Annotated in this window: 18 protein-coding genes; 6 read left to right on the top strand and 12 right to left on the bottom strand. The window is 59.9% G+C overall.

Annotated features, from left to right (window positions below):
* Window positions 1-9 precede the first annotated feature (9 nt).
* From C4J84_RS21075 to C4J84_RS21065, 3 genes are read left to right on the top strand one after another with little or no spacing between them, the layout of a single operon-like run.
* Window positions 10-1,260: an ATP-grasp domain-containing protein gene (locus C4J84_RS21075; protein WP_124364335.1), complete on the top strand. Its 1,251-nt coding sequence runs from the start codon at window positions 10-12 to the stop codon at window positions 1,258-1,260.
* The gene (locus C4J84_RS21070; RefSeq protein ID WP_124436035.1) at window positions 1,260-2,462 is read left to right on the top strand and encodes an MFS transporter; all 1,203 of its coding nucleotides are present in this window, start codon (window positions 1,260-1,262) and stop codon (window positions 2,460-2,462) included. Before C4J84_RS21075 ends, C4J84_RS21070 begins: the two co-directional genes overlap by 1 nt.
* 1 nt (window position 2,463) lies before the next feature.
* The gene (locus tag C4J84_RS21065) at window positions 2,464-3,585 is read left to right on the top strand and encodes an aminotransferase class V-fold PLP-dependent enzyme (protein WP_124436034.1); all 1,122 of its coding nucleotides are present in this window, start codon (window positions 2,464-2,466) and stop codon (window positions 3,583-3,585) included.
* A 9-nt stretch (window positions 3,586-3,594) separates the two neighbouring features.
* Here the strand turns inward: C4J84_RS21065 and C4J84_RS21060 are convergent, their stop codons facing one another.
* The 8 genes from C4J84_RS21060 to C4J84_RS21025 all read right to left on the bottom strand — a co-directional run bounded on the left by C4J84_RS21060 (window position 3,595) and on the right by C4J84_RS21025 (window position 10,630).
* A complete protein-coding gene (locus C4J84_RS21060; protein WP_124420791.1) occupies window positions 3,595-4,311 on the bottom strand; it encodes a hypothetical protein in 717 nt (238 codons plus the stop codon).
* Window positions 4,312-4,413: 102 nt separating this feature from the next.
* The gene (locus C4J84_RS21055; RefSeq protein ID WP_124408130.1) at window positions 4,414-4,668 is read right to left on the bottom strand and encodes a Txe/YoeB family addiction module toxin; all 255 of its coding nucleotides are present in this window, start codon (window positions 4,666-4,668) and stop codon (window positions 4,414-4,416) included.
* The gene (locus tag C4J84_RS21050) at window positions 4,665-4,919 is read right to left on the bottom strand and encodes a type II toxin-antitoxin system prevent-host-death family antitoxin (protein ID WP_124368289.1); all 255 of its coding nucleotides are present in this window, start codon (window positions 4,917-4,919) and stop codon (window positions 4,665-4,667) included. The genes C4J84_RS21055 and C4J84_RS21050 overlap by 4 nt, the downstream gene beginning before the upstream one ends.
* 93 nt (window positions 4,920-5,012) lie before the next feature.
* Window positions 5,013-6,263: an aspartate aminotransferase family protein gene (locus C4J84_RS21045; protein ID WP_124371792.1), complete on the bottom strand. Its 1,251-nt coding sequence runs from the start codon at window positions 6,261-6,263 to the stop codon at window positions 5,013-5,015.
* Window positions 6,264-6,368: 105 nt separating this feature from the next.
* A complete protein-coding gene (locus C4J84_RS21040) occupies window positions 6,369-7,382 on the bottom strand; it encodes a diguanylate cyclase domain-containing protein (protein WP_124436033.1) in 1,014 nt (337 codons plus the stop codon).
* A gap of 117 nt (window positions 7,383-7,499) precedes the next feature.
* Entirely contained in the window at window positions 7,500-9,392 is a 1,893-nt protein-coding gene (locus tag C4J84_RS21035) for an alkaline phosphatase D family protein (protein ID WP_124436032.1), read from the bottom strand.
* A 113-nt stretch (window positions 9,393-9,505) separates the two neighbouring features.
* Window positions 9,506-9,712, bottom strand: a complete 207-nt coding sequence (locus C4J84_RS21030; RefSeq protein WP_124436031.1) for a hypothetical protein — start codon at window positions 9,710-9,712, stop codon at window positions 9,506-9,508.
* 129 nt (window positions 9,713-9,841) lie between these two features.
* The gene (locus tag C4J84_RS21025) at window positions 9,842-10,630 is read right to left on the bottom strand and encodes a VacJ family lipoprotein (RefSeq protein ID WP_124436030.1); all 789 of its coding nucleotides are present in this window, start codon (window positions 10,628-10,630) and stop codon (window positions 9,842-9,844) included.
* Window positions 10,631-10,794: 164 nt separating this feature from the next.
* On the opposite strand from C4J84_RS21025, the gene C4J84_RS21020 reads away from it, so the two are divergent.
* Both C4J84_RS21020 and C4J84_RS21015 read left to right on the top strand, forming a co-directional pair.
* The gene (locus C4J84_RS21020; RefSeq protein ID WP_124436029.1) at window positions 10,795-11,505 is read left to right on the top strand and encodes a response regulator; all 711 of its coding nucleotides are present in this window, start codon (window positions 10,795-10,797) and stop codon (window positions 11,503-11,505) included.
* A complete protein-coding gene (locus C4J84_RS21015; RefSeq protein WP_124436028.1) occupies window positions 11,502-12,821 on the top strand; it encodes a cell wall metabolism sensor histidine kinase WalK in 1,320 nt (439 codons plus the stop codon). The genes C4J84_RS21020 and C4J84_RS21015 overlap by 4 nt, the downstream gene beginning before the upstream one ends.
* Window positions 12,822-12,836: 15 nt before the next feature.
* Here the strand turns inward: C4J84_RS21015 and C4J84_RS21010 are convergent, their stop codons facing one another.
* The 3 genes from C4J84_RS21010 to C4J84_RS21000 all read right to left on the bottom strand — a co-directional run bounded on the left by C4J84_RS21010 (window position 12,837) and on the right by C4J84_RS21000 (window position 16,265).
* The gene (locus C4J84_RS21010) at window positions 12,837-15,080 is read right to left on the bottom strand and encodes an ATP-binding protein (RefSeq protein ID WP_124436027.1); all 2,244 of its coding nucleotides are present in this window, start codon (window positions 15,078-15,080) and stop codon (window positions 12,837-12,839) included.
* Window positions 15,077-15,691 carry a biliverdin-producing heme oxygenase gene (locus tag C4J84_RS21005; protein ID WP_124436026.1) on the bottom strand — a complete coding sequence of 205 codons (615 nt, stop codon included), beginning with the start codon at window positions 15,689-15,691 and terminating at the stop codon, window positions 15,077-15,079. Before C4J84_RS21005 ends, C4J84_RS21010 begins: the two co-directional genes overlap by 4 nt.
* Window positions 15,692-15,884: 193 nt before the next feature.
* Window positions 15,885-16,265 carry a response regulator gene (locus tag C4J84_RS21000; protein ID WP_124364322.1) on the bottom strand — a complete coding sequence of 127 codons (381 nt, stop codon included), beginning with the start codon at window positions 16,263-16,265 and terminating at the stop codon, window positions 15,885-15,887.
* 224 nt (window positions 16,266-16,489) lie between these two features.
* Here C4J84_RS21000 and C4J84_RS20995 point away from each other — a divergent pair, with 224 nt between their 5' ends.
* Entirely contained in the window at window positions 16,490-16,864 is a 375-nt protein-coding gene (locus C4J84_RS20995) for a cytochrome c family protein (RefSeq protein ID WP_124371782.1), read from the top strand.
* A gap of 48 nt (window positions 16,865-16,912) precedes the next feature.
* Here the strand turns inward: C4J84_RS20995 and C4J84_RS20990 are convergent, their stop codons facing one another.
* Window positions 16,913-17,254 carry a hypothetical protein gene (locus C4J84_RS20990; protein ID WP_305955453.1) on the bottom strand — a complete coding sequence of 114 codons (342 nt, stop codon included), beginning with the start codon at window positions 17,252-17,254 and terminating at the stop codon, window positions 16,913-16,915.
* Between the last annotated feature and the right edge of the window lie 64 nt (window positions 17,255-17,318).

The following is a 17,318-nucleotide window of genomic DNA, read 5'->3' as shown; positions in this document are numbered from 1 at the left end:
GACATTCTTATGAAGCAGTACGTCGCATTGGTGGATGTCTACTCGAGCGGTAATTTCCTGCCGCAGTATTTCCGGGATGCCGGTTTCAGCCTGATCCATGTACAGAGTACACCCGAGCTGATGCCAAGCATGCTCGGGCCGAACCTGTCTGAGTTCGAGCACAACCTGGCACTCAACGACAACGCCGAGGACATAGTGCGACGCTTGCGTGAGTTCAATGTAGTCGCCGTCATTGCCGGCCAGGAGCCGGGCGTGCCATTCGCCGATTACTTGAGTGAACAGTTGCAACTGTCCACCTCCAACGGCAGTGCAGGCTCACGCGCTCGCCGCGACAAGTTTGAAATGATCAACAAAGTCGCCGCCGCAGGCCTGTTGACCGCACGCCAGATCAAATCCTCGGACCCCGCCGAGCTGCTGGCCTGGGTCGAGGCCGGTCAGGTGTTTCCCTGCGTAATCAAACCGCTGAGTTCGGCATCCACCGACGGGGTTTCGATCTGCCACAACCTCGAGGACGTCAAGCGCGCCTGTGAGGAGGTGGTGTCCAACCCGGATATCTTTGGCCTGCCCAACACGGAAATTCTTTGCCAGTCCTACCTCAAGGGCCCGGAGTACATCGTCGATACCGTCAGCCGTGATGGGCAGACTTACGTGTGCGGGATCTGGCGCTATGTGAAGCGTGAAATCAGCGGCGGCAAGAACATCTACGACCGCGACGTGCTGATTGCCCCGGACAGCGCCGAGGCCAACGTGCTGGTGGACTACATCGTGAAGGCGCTCAAGGCGCTGGGTATCGATAACGGCCCGGCCCATTCGGAAGTGATCCTCACCGAAGCCGGCCCCGCGCTGGTGGAAGTCGGTGCTCGCCTGAACGGCAACATGGAGCCAAGGTTCCATGACATCAGCCTGGGTGGCAACCAGGCGCAGCTCACCTACCTGGCGTACTGCGACGGTGAGGCGTTCAAGGCCAACTACGCCGGCAAGCGCTACCACAAGCTCAAGGAGGCCTGTGTCATCAACACCGACACCACGCTGCAAGGCGAGGTTACCGGCTTCAATGAATCGGCCATCCACCGGATCGAGGCGTTGCCTTCGGTGCATAAGCTGAGCGTCAAATACAAGGCCGGCAAGCTGATGAAAAAGACCGTGGACCTGCTCAGCAGCCCGCTGCGGGTGTTTCTGGTATCGGATAGCCAGGGCACTATCGACCAGGATTACGAGCAGATCCGCCAGTACAAAGACAACGTCTATGTGATTCGCTGATGATAGGCACTTATCGCGCGTTGCGCGGGCTCAACGCTCGCTTGCAGTTGCTGTTCCTGATCACCCTGGTGTTCCGCATGGGCACCATGGCGTTCCCTTTCTATGCGGCTTACCTGATTCATCAGCACGCCGTGTCGGCGGCAACCGCAGGGTTGCTGGTGGGCGTTTATGGCGCGGGCGCATTGTTTGTGGACTTGATCATCGGCGGGGTGATCAAACGGTTTTCCGCCAATCGGGTGATCCTCGGTTCGTTGCTGCTTAACGCGCTGCTGCTGCTGATCATTCCGTCGGTGGATAATACGGCGCTGCTGTTTGTGCTGTCGTTTCTGTGGGGGGCCTGCTACGAGGCATTCACGCCGGCGACGTTCTCCGAAACGGTCACCCACAGCAGCAGCGAATCGCGCAAAGTGGCGTTCTCTTGCAACCGTTTGGCGATCAACATCGGCATGGCGATCGGGCCGCTGTTGGGCAGCCTGATTTTCTTGAGTAACGCCGACGCGGTGTTCTACCTCAACGCGGCGTTGTCCCTGGTGGCCTTCGTTGCCTGCCTGCGGTTCGGGCGTGCGGTGCCAGTGGTCCAAGGGGCTGCCGTCGTCAGCAAGGGCAACGGCTTGCCGGAGAGCGCAGTGCACGAGCGCTCGCGCTTGCTGGTGATTTTGCTGGCGGCATTGCCGGTGCACGTGGCCTATGCGCTGCCGCCGACGTTTCTGTCGGCCTACATCATCAATTACACCGAGTTGCCGGCGTACTACGTCGGGATCATCTTTTTCATCAATGCACTGCTGGTGATTCTGTTCGAAGTGCCGATCAACCAACGTATGTCGCACCTGTCGAGCAGCCGCTCGCTGGTGGCCGGGTTTCTGGTAGCCGGCGTGGGGTTTTTCCTGATGGGCTTCAGCCAGGTCGGCGCGCTGTTGCTGGTGGCTACCGTGCTCTGGAGCCTGGGCGAGATGATCGTCTTTCCCGGCATCACCCATTACGTCAGCAGTATCTCCAGCCGTCACACCGTGGACCGCAACCTCGGCTATTACTCGGCGGGGGTGAACATCGGCGTAATGATCACGCCTTCGCTGGCGTTCATGCTGGTGTCACAGCCCGCGCTGCCTTCGCCGTGGCTGCTGGCGGGCACGATATTGCTGCTGTTCGCGGTGGCGGTAGGCGTGATGAAAGGCTCGGCTGTCTTGTGGAACAAGGAAGCATGAAATGAACAGGATTCATTTGAACACCGCCGGTGCGGGCCTGATGTCACCGGCCACGCTGAATGCGATCCAGAGTTTTACCGCCACAGAAGCGCAAATGGGCAGCTATGAAACCGAGCTGGCCTACGAGGCGCTGCTCAACGACGACCTGTACCGCCTGGTGGCCAAGCTGTTGAATGCAGAGCCTGCGCAGATTGGCTTTTTCAGCAGCGCCACCGAGGCCTGGACCAGCATTCTCGGCAAGCTGCAATTTCCCCGAGGTAAGCGGGTGTGGGTGTCGACTTCGGAATACGCCGCGAACCTGATCTTTTTCAACTACCTCAAGCAATCGCGCGAAATTCGCGTTGAAGTGATCCCGACCACGGCCACCAGCCCGCTGGACCTGGATTGGGTGCGGCGTCATCTGGACGACGATGTGTTTCTCGTCAGCGTGTCGCACCTGCCGTCCTGCTGCGGGGTGATCAATCCGGTGGAGGCGCTGGGTGCGCTGCTCAAGGGTTCGAACGCACTGTATGTGGTGGATGCGTGCCAATCGCTGGGGCAGTTGCCGCTGGATGTGCGGGATATGCACTGTGATTTATTGACAGGCGCGGGGCGTAAGTTTCTCTGCGGGCCCCGTGGCAGCGGGATTGCTTATGTGTCGCCACGCCTGCTGGGCCAATTGCAGCTGAATTTTGCAGACCTGCACGCCGCCAGCACCGATGGCCAGGTCAACCAGGTGGATGCGTCCGGCGCTCGGGTGCTGGAGATCGCTGAAAAGAGCCTTTCGGCCCTGGTGGGTTTGCACACGGCGGTGCAGGAATACCTGCAAGTAGGCGGCGGGCAGGTGAGCACGGAGCCCTATGCGCTGCTGGCGCAGGCGTTGCGGCGCCTGCCGCAGTTAACGCTGATGTGTGACCAGTTCGAACAGACCGGGATTGTCTCGTTCGTGCCACACAACGTGCCGGCCAAGGCATTCGTCGACCAAGCCCGCGCGCTGGGGCTCAACCTCTGGGCAGGCACTGCCGCCCATACCCCGTTGCTGCTCAAGGACCTGGGCGTCAGCCACTTCGTGCGTGCCTCGGTGGGCCGGCATATCACCCTCGCCCAGGTCGAGCAGGCGCTGGTCATCCTGCGCAGCCTATAGCTTCGGCATTTACTGGGCGGCGATGGAGTAACCGTCAAAAGCGCTTTGCTGTTGCAGTGCGGTCACAATGCTCTTGCGCGTGACCGGCTGCTCCACGCCGCTGTTGTCAACGAAGGTGTCACTTTCCAGCTCCGCCTCGCTGCCTTCACCTACAAAGGTAAGGCCCAGGAACTCCAGCGCTTCGCGGTCCACATTGAGCTTGGAACGCGGTGTGCGCAGCGGCAGGGTGACGCTGATGCCATCCTTGCTGATCACAAACACCTCGGCGTCCTTCTTGGCGCGTGCGGCCTTGCCCTTGCCGGCGCTCGGGTTGCTGATGGCCTGGTGCGACTGGTTCAGCACCTTGAGGGCCAGGCCGTAGACCAGCTCTTGGAATTCAGGGTCGTCCTTGAAGCTGGACAGCAGGCGGCTGATGGAGAACTTGCTGCTCAGGTCTTCCAGGGCAGCGTTGTCGGCGGCTTCGGCGTCCTTCAATTGCTTGAGCTGGCCCATGAGGTCGTAGGCTTTGTCGTCGTCGAAGGCGTCATGGGCCTGACGAATGGCCACGCGCAACTCGCGGATCTGGTCGCTTTCCTTGGAAGTGTGAAACGCGTCCAGCACCATTTCGCTGATGATCTTGGCCGCTGGCACATGCTGTGAAAGATTGATGGCGTTTTCATACTCGGCTTTGGCGTGCGAGACGACGACGGAGGCTTCGGCGGATTCAGCGGTGTACGCATCGGACATTGAAATTTCACTACTTCAGTAAACGGGGAGAGACAAAAAAGCGTCGGGCATTTTCAGGGTGCCGGGGAGTCAGGTCAAGGCGCCTCCTGAAGGTGGACCCGGTCAGTAGTGATAACGGCACATGAGGATCTGTACTTCATCCTCCTCGATGCCATACACCAAACGATGCTCTGCTGTGATTCGCCGGGACCAGTAGCCGCTCAGGTTGTGTTTGAGGGGCTCAGGTTTTCCAACACCTTCAAATGGGTCTCTTTGAATCGCTTTGATGAGCAGGTTTATACGCTTGAGCCCTGCCTTGTCGTTTTGTTGAAACCACAGATAATCGTCCCAGCCCTCAGGGGTAAAGAGTATTTTCATTCTTCAATCAACTGCCTTGGCTTGGCTTTGCCGGCTCGTAAGCTGTTGACTGAGTTGATGAGGCGTTCGGCATTTTTTGGCGAGCGCAGTAAATAGGCTGTTTCCTCGAGAGCATTGAATTCTGACAACGAGATCATCACCACCGGTTCGCCTTTTTGTCGGGTCAGGAGCAGTGGAATGTGATCTTCATTAACGCGGTCCATGGTTTCGGACAGGTGCGCACGCGCATGGGTGTAGTTGATAGTTTCCATGAAAACATCCTCGTTTTAAGCTTTGAACGTACAGAAATACGTACATATCTACAAGAGGCATCTTATCAGCGGTCGAATTTGTGGACGCATGCATCAGTCCAGCTGCTTGAGGCACGCTTCGAGCTTATCCAGGCCTTCCTCCAGCACGGCCGGCTCAATGGTCAGCGGTGCCAGCAAGCGGATGATATGCCGTGACTTGCCGCTGGGCATCAGCAGCAGGCCGGCAGCCCGCGCCAGGCTCAGCAATTGGGTCAGTTGCTTGGCGGCGGGCGTGCCGTCGGCATGCGCCAGTTCAATGCCGCGCATCGCGCCGACACCGGTGAGGCGGCCCAGATACGGCGACAGGTGCTGTGCGCGCCACGCTTGGTAACGTCGCACGATCGCCTCCTCCTGCCGGGAACCCCATACCTGCAGGTGTTCATCGGTCATCACATCGAGGGTTGCCAGCGCGGCGGCGCAGGCGATGGGATTGCCGGAATAGGTGCCTCCCAGACCGCCCTTGGGCAGGTTGTCCATCAGTGCCTTGCGCCCCACCACCGCCCCCAGCGGCACACCGCCGGCGATGCTTTTGCCGAGCAGGATCAGGTCAGGTTCAATGCCCAGGCGCGAGAAGGCGAATCGCTGCCCGGTGCGACCAAAACCGGACTGGATTTCGTCGGCGATCAACAGGATGTTGTTCTCGTCACAAAAACGGCGCAGGGCCCGGGCGAATTCGGTATCCAGGGCGAGGAAACCGCCTTCGCCCTGTACCGGTTCAATGATGAAACAGGCTACGTCGTTGACGTCGATTTCCACACTGAACAGGCGGTCCATGGCCTTCAGCGCTTCGGCACAGGTCACGCCGTTGTCGGCGCTGGGGTAGGGCAGGTGATACACCGGGCCGGGCAGTACGCCGACTTTTTGCTTGTAAGGCGCGACCTTGCCATTGAGGTTGAGGGTGGCCAGGGTGCGCCCATGAAACGCTCCGTCAAACGCAATCACCGCCGTGCGGCCAGTGGCGCCGCGCACAATCTTCAAGGCATTTTCCGCGGCCTCAGCGCCGCTGTTGGTGAGCATGCCGCTGACCGGATAGCTCACCGGAATAAACGCGGTCAGGCGCTCCATCAAATCGATATAGGGCATGTGCGGCGCGGCGTTGAACGCGTAGTGGGTGAGTCTGGTCGCCTGCTCGCGAATCGCGTCCACCACGGCCGGGTGACAATGGCCGAGGTTGAGTACGCCGATACCGCCGATAAAATCGATATAGCGCTTACCTGCGGTGTCCCAGACCTCAGCGTTTTTTCCATGGCTGAGGTTGATGGGATGGACGATGGAAATCGATTGGCTGATCGTTTCGCGGCTCATGAATCGTTGACTCGGCAGTAATGGGCTCGGTTTATCTAAGCTGCGTGAGCGCCTCTGCCGCAAACGAAATAAAGTCGCCGGGTCATTATTAAAAGTCGGGATCATTCATTCCGAGACTCCATTCTTCCCTGCCGCCTTGGATCGATATAACGCCTGATCGGCGCGCGCCATCAGGGCCGCCGGTGACTCCCCCACCCGCCGTTCCACCACGCCCAGGCTCAGGGTTATCTTGGGATCAGCGACGGCAAACAGGTTCTGGATTGTGTGGCGCACACGTTCGGCCTGTTCCTTCGCCGTCTGCAGAGTGCTGTTGGGCAAGACCAGCATAAATTCATCGCCGCCCCAGCGGGCCAGCACATCACCGGCACGTACGCAGGTTTCCAGGCCTTCCGCTACCTGGACCAGCGTCTGGTCGCCTACGCCATGGCCATATCGATCATTGATCGGCTTGAAGTCATCGATATCCATAGCCACCAGCGCCAATGACAAGCGAAAGCGCTCGGCGCGGTCGCATTCCTGGAGCATCACTTTTTCCAGGCGATAACGGTTGGCGATGCGCGTCAGGGCATCCCGTTCGGCCAGGGAGCGGTTTTCGACCAGTTGCAATTGCAACTGCTGATTGACGCGCGACAATTCAAGGGTGCGCTCGAGCACCAAGGTCTCAAGGGAGCGGTTACGCTTTTGAAGACGTTCAATCGAGCATTTGCGTGCATGGATATCGCGGTGTGCGCCCACCATGCGCGCTACCGAAGTGTCGGGATTGCGCGCAATGATGTAGCCACGGTCCTCGATCCAGAGGTACGTGCCGTCGTATTTTCGACAGCGGTATTCGGCTCGGTACAGGGGCGCGCGTTGGCAGACATAGTCATCAAATCCGGCCATCACATGGGGATAATCCTCGGGATGGATCACGCTTTCCCAGGTGAATACGCTGTTTTCCAGGGAGTGGCGCGGATAGCCAAGCATTTCGTACCAGCCGGGATTGCGGTAGACGAACCCGGTATTGGCATTCCAATCCCATATCCCGTCGCTGACCAGTTCCATGATGGCATGCAACATGTCGGTGCTGATATTGGCAAGGTCATTACGCAGCGGTTCGGTGCCGGGTGTATCGTCCATTACACGCTTCCTGCATGAGCGGGCTTTCAAGGCCAGCTTTCGTTGACGCCGATACTCCGTGGCTGACGCTACTGTACAACGTGGTTGGCGGCCTTTGAATAGGGCAGGCAGACTGTTTCAGGAGCGCGGCGCAATCATTTTCGTCCGAGGCTTGCCATCCGCGTTGTGCTGGTAAATCGCCTCAGGCTGGCCCTGCCCGTTGAAAAACACTTGGCCGATCCCGGCTGAATTCCATAACCGCTCGCCGGCTTCGGCATGTTCCGGAATGTGCGGTACCACCTGCATGGTGCGGCGCCGGGTAAACCAGTTCAGCGGCGAGCGCGGGGAGTAGAGCCAGCGGTTGAGACGGTCGAACCATTCGAGCAGGCGTGGTGGGAATTCGTTCTTGATGCCGCTGCTGGTGATTTGCCAGATCCTGGGGCCACCGTTTCGGTGGCGGATCAACACTTCGTAGACGAACGAATAATGCACGTCGCCCGACAGAATCACGTAGTTACCCGGTGTGCGGGAATGGCGGAAGATGTTGAGAATCACCTGGGCGGCGCCGCGATGGGCCATCCAGTTTTCAGCGTCTACCAGCAGCGGGTAACCGCACCAGCTGAATACTTTTTGCACGGTCTCGATCAGCTTCACGCCGAAAACCGGTGCAGGCGAGACGATGATGGCCGAAGGGTGGTCGAGCAGCTCCTGCTGCAGTTCGCTCAGGGCTTCCCAATCCAGCAGGCCGGAAGGTTGCTTGAGGGTGAACTCGCTGCGCCAGCGTCGGGTGCGGGTGTCGAGCACCACCAACGCGGGGGTGGTCGGCAGTACGTAGTGCCAGTGCTGGAATTTACGCAGCGCCTCGAGTAATTCGTCCTGCGCGGCTGCGTCCAGGTGGTTGGCCTGGGCCTGGGTGGTCAACGCTTGGGTCTGGCTCACCAGTTCGACAAACGCATCCGGCTGGTTGCCCCAGCCCTGGCATAACAGGTACGCCAGCAGGGCGTTGCCGATGATGCGTTTGGAGAAGGGGTGGCCGTAGGCGGTTTCTTCCCATTGGGCGCTGAGGTTCCAGTCGTCGGTGATGTCATGGTCGTCAAAGATCATCAAGGTCGACAGGTGGGCAAATACCCGCGCGACACCGGGCAGGCTGTCGCGGAATCGCTCGATCTGGACCTCTTCGCGGGCGTAGCGCTGCTGTCGTTCCAGGCTCAGTGGCGGGCCCTGAAGCGTGGTCAGTGTCCAGGGCGTGGGCGACCACACCAGCAGGTACATCGCGATGACTTCGGCAAAGGTCACCAGGTGGTTGTCGGCGGTGCTGCTGGTGAAAATCGGCTTTTTCACGCCGCCAAAGAAGCGCTCGCGCAAGGTCTCGTTGCTGTCCAAGGCCGGCAGCAAATCGGCACGGTGATAATAACTGGCCGGATGCCCATAGAGGCTGGCGCTGTCATCGACCACAGCGCCTTCGAGGTATTCATCGAACAGGCCCAGCCGTGCTATCAACCCATGAATCGCCCGCAGCATCGGCCCGGCGACATCGTCGGCATAGACCTGATCGCCGCTCATCATCAACAAGGCCGGACGTTCGGCCGGGGTTTTGGCCTCGGCCAGCAGACGGTCGACGCACAGCAATCCTTCGTCGGCACTGTGATGGGGTTTGCGGCATGAGCCGTGCACCAACTGATGGATACGGCTATGCAACACGAAACTCGGGTATTGAGCATTCGCGTACAGCAGGTGCGGTGCCCAGTCGGCGATGCCGGTGTCGTCAAACAGCAGGTCGTAGCTGATCGCCACGTCCAAAGGCAGCGCTTCGTCCAGCGCCACATCGATCAAATGAATAAACGCCTGGCGCCCCACGGGTACCACTTGGCATTGGTCCAGGGCGATTTCCAGTGTTTGCGCCGGCAGGTGCAGCTTCAGCGTCAGTGCCAGTGCTCGACTGCCTACCAGCCACAACACCAGGCGCCGAGCTTCGAGACGTCGCAGCAGTGGGCCGGCCAATACGGCGGGCAGTGTGTCGGAGTGCGGCATGCAGACAGTGGCCCCAGGCTGGATTGAACCGGCGAGTTTAAGCGAGTGAATGTGATGGTTTTGTTAAGGAGGGATGTACGAAGGGCCGTGCACTGCCCTTCGTACGCGGCTAGTTAAAGAAGGTTGCCTTGACCCAGGCTGTCGAGCCCACCTCCTCTGTTTTTGCGTCGGTCATTGGTCGCCATGCCATCAGGCTCGGCGGCGTTGAGCTGCATGTGGGTGGTGTCGATGCTGCGTTTCCTACGCAGGGGCTCTGCATCATCCTGTTGCAGAGGTGGGTATTGAAAGCTGCCCAGTGAGGGGTTGATTCCGCTGACCATGGATGTTTCCTTCTATGAGGAGAGGATGCTTCGCCCGTCGGGACGAAGTAAGGCCAACCTTAATAGCGGCAGAAACAAGGCTGCTATAAACGCACTGCTGCAAGATATGACTGTGGCTGACGAGCCTCTTCAGAAATCATCCGCAGGGCGGTCAGCGCAGTTGTCCATTCCCGCAGAGGTCGCGCCTTCCGCGCCTTCCTGCACAAAAGCCGCGCGATGTTCCGCCACCACATTACGCAACGCGCTGTAGTAATCCGGCAGTTTTTGCAGGCTGTCGGTGAGCGGCAACAGCGACGCGCGGGTGTCGACAGTACCGCCGACCAGGCTGATGGTGCCCAGGGTCTGCACCGTATCGCTGTCGCCCAATGGCGAAACCAGGAAGCTCAAGACCTTGCCTGCAGCATCCCGGCTGTTGTGGGTGCCCAGCAGTGGCAGTTCGACAATGGGGCCGTTGCCCACGCCCCACACGCCGAATGTCTGGCCGAAGTCGGCTGTATGGCGTGGGATGCCCAGTCGATCCGACACATCGAACAGCCCCACCACGCCCACTGTGGTGTTCACGGCGAAGCGCCCCAGGGTGTTGACCGAGCGCCGCGGGTTGCCTTGCAGCAAGTCGTTGATAAATACCTTCGGCTCACTGAAGTTGCTCGCGAAGTTATGCACACCCGCCTGGAAAAATTCCGGCAGGTAACGGTAACCGCGCGCCACAGGCGCCAGGGCGTAGTTATCCACAGCACGGTTGAACGCAAATACCCTGCGGTTGACCGGTTCGGCAGGGTCATACACCGGATTGTTCACCTGCGCGCAGCGGGTGGTGGGTGTCAAGGGTGGAGGGCTCGCACAGCCCGCCAGGTAAGACACAGTCAGTAACAGCACGGCGTGGCGGGCCAGGTGCCGTGGGTTGGTCAACGCGTGCATGGGCACAGTCTCCGCAAAAGGGAGGCCGATGCTGGCATTGCCGCCTTGCGCAAAGATGTCTGCTTTATTGCATTGCTGACGCTTTATTGCACGATTGAAATATATGACGGAGCGCGTCGAATAGTTTTAGATGGCGCCTTGACCCAGTCCAGTGAAGCCTGCCGGTGAGCAACCTGTTAATCGTCGACGATGACCTTGAAGTCCTCGCCCTGCTGAAGAAATTTTTTTTGCGTCATGGCTATTCGGTAGAGACCGCGGCCAGTGGCGCTGAGCTGTGGGCGGCCATGGAGCGTCAGCCCACCGACCTGATTATCCTCGACCTGATGCTCCCCGGCGAAAACGGCCTGCTGCTGTGCCAGCGCCTGCGCCAGCAATACGCTACGCCGGTGATCATGCTCACGGCCATGGGTGAACTCAGCGACCGCGTGGTGGGCCTGGAAATGGGCGCCGACGATTACCTGAGCAAACCCTTCGATGCTCGCGAACTGCTCGCCAGGGTGCGTGCGGTACTGCGCCGGGCGGGTGAAAGCCGGCCGCCGATGGGGGAGGCCGCGCGCCCGCTGATCCGTTTTGCCGGCTGGCAGCTGGACCTCACGCGCCGCGAGCTGCGCTCGCCCGACCAGGTGATGATTCCGCTGTCGTCCGGCGAGTTCGACCTGCTGCTGGTGTTTCTCGAACACCCGCAACGCGTGCTCACCCGTGAACAGTTGTTGAACCTGGCGCGCGGCCATAGCCATGATGCCTTTGACCGCAGCATCGACGTGCAGGTGAGCCGCCTGCGCCGCAAGCTGGAATTCGATACCAAGCGCCCGGCGATGATCCGCACCGTGCGCAATGGCGGCTATCAATTCACCGCCAGCGTGACCCGTTCATGATCCAGCGTCCGCGCGACACGGTGGCACGCTGGATCGCGCTGACCGTGCTGGTCGCAATGATCACCGCGCTGGGATTCAACGCTTTGTTCGTGCAACTGGCGGGGGTATGGGCCAGGCCGCCGTTGGCTGAAACCGGCCTGCTGGAAAAAGTTGCGGTGGTGGTGCGCGTGATCGAGGCGTCCGAACCGGCGCAGCGAGCGCATCTTGCCCAGGTGATGGGGGACGGGTCCTTCAGGGTGACGTGGGCGGCGCAGCGGGTGGCGTTTAATCTGCCGGTGCTGGCTGATCCGGATTTCAACACGGGCGAGCGCGTGTTCAAGCACCTGCTTGAAGGCCCGACGCGCCCCATGGAGGCCTATGAACCTGCCGACTGGCCCGACGGCAACGGCCAGTACGTGCTGTTGATGCAACTGACCGATCGATCCTGGCTGATGTTCAGCACCGGTACTCGCAGCTGGGGCCTGGACGATGGTGTGCGCAGCCTGATTGTGGCGCTGCTGGTGCTGGTCTCCACCGCCTTGGTCACCCTGGTCGCGACCCGACGCCTGGCCCACCCGCTGCAACACTTCGCCCGAGGTGCGCGGCGTTTTGGCAGCGACTTTCGCGCGCCGCCGATCGAGCCGGTGGGACCTCACGAAATCCGCCAGGCGATTCTTGCCTTCAACAGCATGCAGGCGCAGTTGCGCCACTTCATCCAGGACCGTACCCAAATGCTGGCCGCCATCTCCCACGACCTGCGTGCGCCGCTGACCCGCCTGCGCCTGCGCGGTGAGTTCATCGAGGATAGCGACCAGCAACAGCGACTGTTCCGCGACGTGGATGAAATGCAGGCCATGATCAACACCGCCCTGGAATTTTTCCGCGATGACGCGCGCCTGGAACAGGCCACCCAACTGGACCTGGCGGAGTTGCTGCAGACCCTGATCGACGATTATCGCGACCAGGCCATCGACTTCACGTTTAACGGGCCGCCACGTCTGGTGTATTTCGGCCGGCCCCTGGGCCTCAAACGCGTGATGACCAACCTGATGGACAATGCCATCCACTACGGTGCGGCGCCGCAAATCGAGTTGCAGCACAAGCAGGATACGGTGGTGATTCGCGTGCTCGACCGTGGCCCGGGCATTCCCGCAGCGCATCGGGAGGATGTATTCCTGCCGTTCTATCGCTTGGAGGGGTCACGCAACAAAAGCACCGGCGGCGTAGGGCTTGGGCTCTCTACCGCACGAGCGATCGTGTTGGAACATGGCGGTACCCTGACCCTGGCCGAGCGCCAGGGGGGTGGGTTGGAAGCCGTGGTGATATTGCCGGTATGACATTCACAAGACGTATCAGGTAGGCGAGCCTTCAATCACCCTGGGCACCGTGAACCGGAACTCACTGCCCTGGCCCACCTCACTTTTGGCAGAAATTTCGCCGCCATGGGCCTGGACGATGCCTTGGGTGATGTACAGCCCCAAACCGCTGCCGGTGGGGTTGTTTTCGGTTTGTGTCCAGTAGCGCTCGAACACGTGAGGCAACTGCTCCGGTGCAATGCCTTCACCGGAGTCGCGCACCGAGAACACGATTTCTTCACCGTTGCTCATGGCGCTGACGCCGATATAGCCCAGGCGCGGGGTGAACTTGATGGCATTGCCGATCAGGTTCGACAACACCTGGAACAAACGCTCCGGGTCGGCATTGATCAGCAGGCCGGGCTCGGCGTTGAACGACAGGTCAATGCCTTTTTCCATCGCCAACGGTGTGAGCAACGAATAAGCCTCATCGAACATCTGGCTCACCTCCAGCGGCACGGGTTTGACGACATAGCGCCCAGCCTCGATTTTTGAAGTGTCGAGCAGATCTTCCAACAGCACGTTCATGCGCCCGGCCGCCTGTTGCATGGTGTCGATAGCCGAGGAGATGCGTCGCGAAGTGTGCGGGCCCTCGGAGCTGAACGCTTTTCGCATCATGCCGCAGAGCATGGAGATGACGGTCATCGGGTTACGCAAGTCGTGAGATACCACGGCCACCAGGTCATCACGCGCCCGCACGGCCTGCTGCTCACGCTGTACCTGGCGTGCCAGGTCGTTTTCCAGGGCCGAGCGGCGCAGGTCGTTGGCGGCGAACAGGTCACCATGGCTCCACTTGGTGGAAATGCCCGCCATGACCACTTTCCACACTTCAAACGACGTGCGTGGGCGAAGGTGCAGGCCCGCGTGGGAGCTTTCCAGGTCCAGCGGCTTTTGCGGGTCACCGCTCCAGTGGATGTTTTCCTTCACCTCCGGGCGGAACCACAGCACACCGTTATCCACAGGCTTGGGCAGCTGCAGGGCCAGGACGCCGCTGGCCAACTGCTGGAACTCGGCGGCCGGCGGGTATACCGAGACCAGGTTGTGGCTGGCGAATACCGGTTCGTCGCGCTCTTGCAGCCACTTGTGCAGCGCGCGGATCTGCGCCGGTTCCGGGCAGTGACCGTAGCAGTGCAACTGCTTGTCCTCGATGATCGCCACGCCGCCTGCCTCTGTCAGGTCCATCAGCAGCTGGCTTTGTTGGGCCAGGCCGTCGAACACACTGTCCTGGGAGGCCTTTAGCGCTTGATCGAGAAGTGCCAGCGCCTGAACTTTTTCCTCGCGTTGACGGCTCAGTTCCAGGGTCTCCATGGCGCTGATCTGCAACGACAGTACTTGGCCGATGGTCTGGCAGGCGGTGCGCAACTCGTTCGGCACCAGCAGCGGCTCGCGGTTGCCGCAGCTGATCAGGCCCCATAGCTTGTCGCCCTTCATCAACGAGATGCTCATGGACGACAGTACGCCCATGTTCTTCATGTATTGGCAGTGAATCGGCGACACGCTGCGCAGGGTGGCGAAGCTCAAATCCAGCGGCTCGCCGGTGTCTGGGCGCAGCTTGGGCAGCAACGGTACTGGCTCGTAGGCCGCGTTGGGGATGATGCGCAGCCAGTTGGTGCGATACAGTTCGCGGGCCTGTTCCGGGATGTCGGAGGCGGGGAAAAACAACCCGTTGAACAGCTCCATGGACGGCGCTGACGCTTCGGCAATCACCTGGCCGTGGCCTTCCTCTTCGAAGCGGTAAATGAGCACGCGGTCGTAACCGGTCATGGCCTGGATTTCATTCACGCTGATTTCGTACAGCGCTTGCAGGGTTTTCGCCGCCTGCAAGCGTTGCAGCATCTTGCCCAGATTACTGGTGCGACCGTTCAGCGCGCGTGGGCGAAAATCCTTGATTCGCGGTTCGAACTCCAGCACCAGCACATTCTGGTGGCGGTGCAGCAAGCCTTCGAAGTCCGCGCCATTGAGCGTGACATGCAACGGTGGCATGTCGAAGAATGTGTCGGTTTGTGCCATAACCTGCACCGCCTGGGTGTGCTCTGCGCCGATCAAGCTGTGCAGCGGCTGGCCGAGCAGCGCTTCGGGCGCCTGGCCGAACAAGCTGCCGACGTTGGCGCTGACCTGGATGATCTCCAGGCCGGGTTCCGACAATGTCAGCAGCACACCGTGAGGCTGGATCGCTCCGGGAAAGCGGATGGGCTCGTCGGCGCAGTTGGCAAGCAGCTCTTCAAAATCGTCGGGTTTCATAACAGTACCTCCTGGCTGTCGAGCCATTGCTCAAAGCCGCTGAATGTGGAGCGGGCAGCCATGACTGCGCGCGCTCTGGCTGTTGTGTCCAGCGGCAGGCGACCCAGGTAGTCGAGAAACTCTTTCCAGTGTCGGCCGGTCTCGGCGCCATAAATATCGAGAAACGCACCGCCGTTGTTGGCATCGATCCCCAGGCGTAGGGCCATTTCGCGGCGCAATACTTGCCCACCGAGGGTCGCGCCTTCCAGCACATACAAGGCGCCAAGGCAGGCGGCGGGTGTGTCCAGAGGCGGGAGTCGGGTGCAACGGGGCAGGGTGCTGATGGTGTGCTCATTCAGGCCAAGGGCGCGAAGATCACTGACCAGCGTCGGCGTTTTCGTACGCGACGCGGCGTCATATCCATGGGGAATCAGGCCGCCGTCATACAGCGCCGCTTCCATCGGCTGATAGAAACCGTAGTAGGCCTGGAGCAAGCGCCGGTACCAGTCTGTATCCAGGCGCTCGGAAAAAAACGGCAGGCGCTTTTCCAGCGCGACATGCAACAGCCCGGTGCCTGTGCGCAACGTTTCCAACAAAGATGGCGCACCAACGTCATGGGCTTCTGAGTGCATTAATGAGCTCGAACTGTGGGCCTCTCGGCCATGAATGACGCATGAAAACGGGCGACGATTCTACACAATTCATTGTCGTCAGCTTACGCAACAAGCGAAAAGGCTGACCATCAGATCAGAAAAGTCACTCCTTATAGGTAAAACGACCACAGGCCTTGGCACGAAGTTCGGGTTGAATGATATCGCCGCGCTATTAATGCACAGACGAGCCTTGCTGGGTCAATGCTTTTTGCACGCACTCAAGCAAGTGGTCGGTACTCCAGGGTTTGGGCAAAAACCGCACAGAGCCACCCAGTTGCGACGCTATCGTGGTGTTGCCGGACGTCAGTACCACCTGAACCTCAGGCCAACGATGCGCCACCACTCGGCTCAAGTCATAACCATTGAGCAAGCCGGGCATCTGAATATCACTGACAATCAGGTCCACGGGGTCATCGCCCCGCTCCAGATAAATCATCCCTTCATCCGCCGAAGGGAACGACTTTACCAATGCGCCGAAGTCCTCCAGCACATCCACCATCAACGCCCGAATGATCTCGTCGTCTTCCAATACTAAAATCGATGGCTGAGCCATGATCCTTACTCCACCATCAGGGTTCAGTAGGGTGGAGTGGAGGCGGGGCATATAGGTTCGATTGGATGTTTTTTAAACGATGGGTGGTCGTTTGGTGGTCTGCAGGAACGTGGCTGGGGGGCGCCAGTTCATAGCACAGGCCCGCACGGTTATCGTAAAGCGGCTGGGGAAACGGCCATTTAAACGGGCATAATTGTCGGCAACACTCGATGCGGAGCCCTCTGATGAAGTACGCCTGGTTGACCCTTGCCCTGATCTTCAACACATACGGGGCCTTTGCTGCCGGCGATGCCGAGGCGGGCGGCAAGCTCTTCACCAAGACTTGCGGTGGCTGCCACAGTGTGGGCGAAGGCGCACGCGGTGGGTTCGGACCACAGCTCAACGGCATCATCGGCCGGCCTGCGGGCACTACTACGGATTACCAGTATTCCGACGCGATGAAAAACTCAGGCGTGGTCTGGACCCGCGACAAACTTGCCGCCTACATCGAAGCGCCGAAGAAAGTGGTGAGCGGCACGCGGATGATTTTTTGGGGGATCAGTGATCAGGAGAAAATTGAGAATATATTGGCGTATTTGGAGACGTTTCAGTCCAAGTGATCGCTGAGGCAAGGCGGAACACCTTTGGAAGCTGTCGTGCCCGACTGCCTACCGTTCGCGCGGTAAAGCGTGTGCGAACACCACGCCGTTGAACGTTTGGGTGCAGCAGTCGTAAAAGGGTTCCATGTGCTCGGGCGTCAGCTGCGGGTTGACCTTTTGCAGCAGGCCAGCCTCGTCCACCCACAAGCCGCTGTAATAGCTATTTTCGCCCGTACTCACGTATTCCTGCTTGTCGCTTTCATGCAGCGCAACCATCCAGAACACCGGCTCCGGGCGATCCAGGCGGGCGTTGGCTTCGCTGAAAACCTTGCTCCAGGGGTGGCCGACTTTGGACAGGAGGAACCGGAATAGGGGGGTGTAATCGAACCCGTGTCTTTGATGGCTGTGCATTGAGCCACGGGTTGATAGCGCTCGCTTTTCGCTTTTGCTGTGTCGTTGATATCTGTAAGCACAG

The sequence above is a fragment of the Pseudomonas sp. R11-23-07 genome (assembly GCF_003852295.1).
GTDB lineage: Bacteria > Pseudomonadota > Gammaproteobacteria > Pseudomonadales > Pseudomonadaceae > Aquipseudomonas.
Note: the sequence above shows the minus strand (reverse complement) of the source record. Positions and strands in the feature narration are given on the sequence as shown.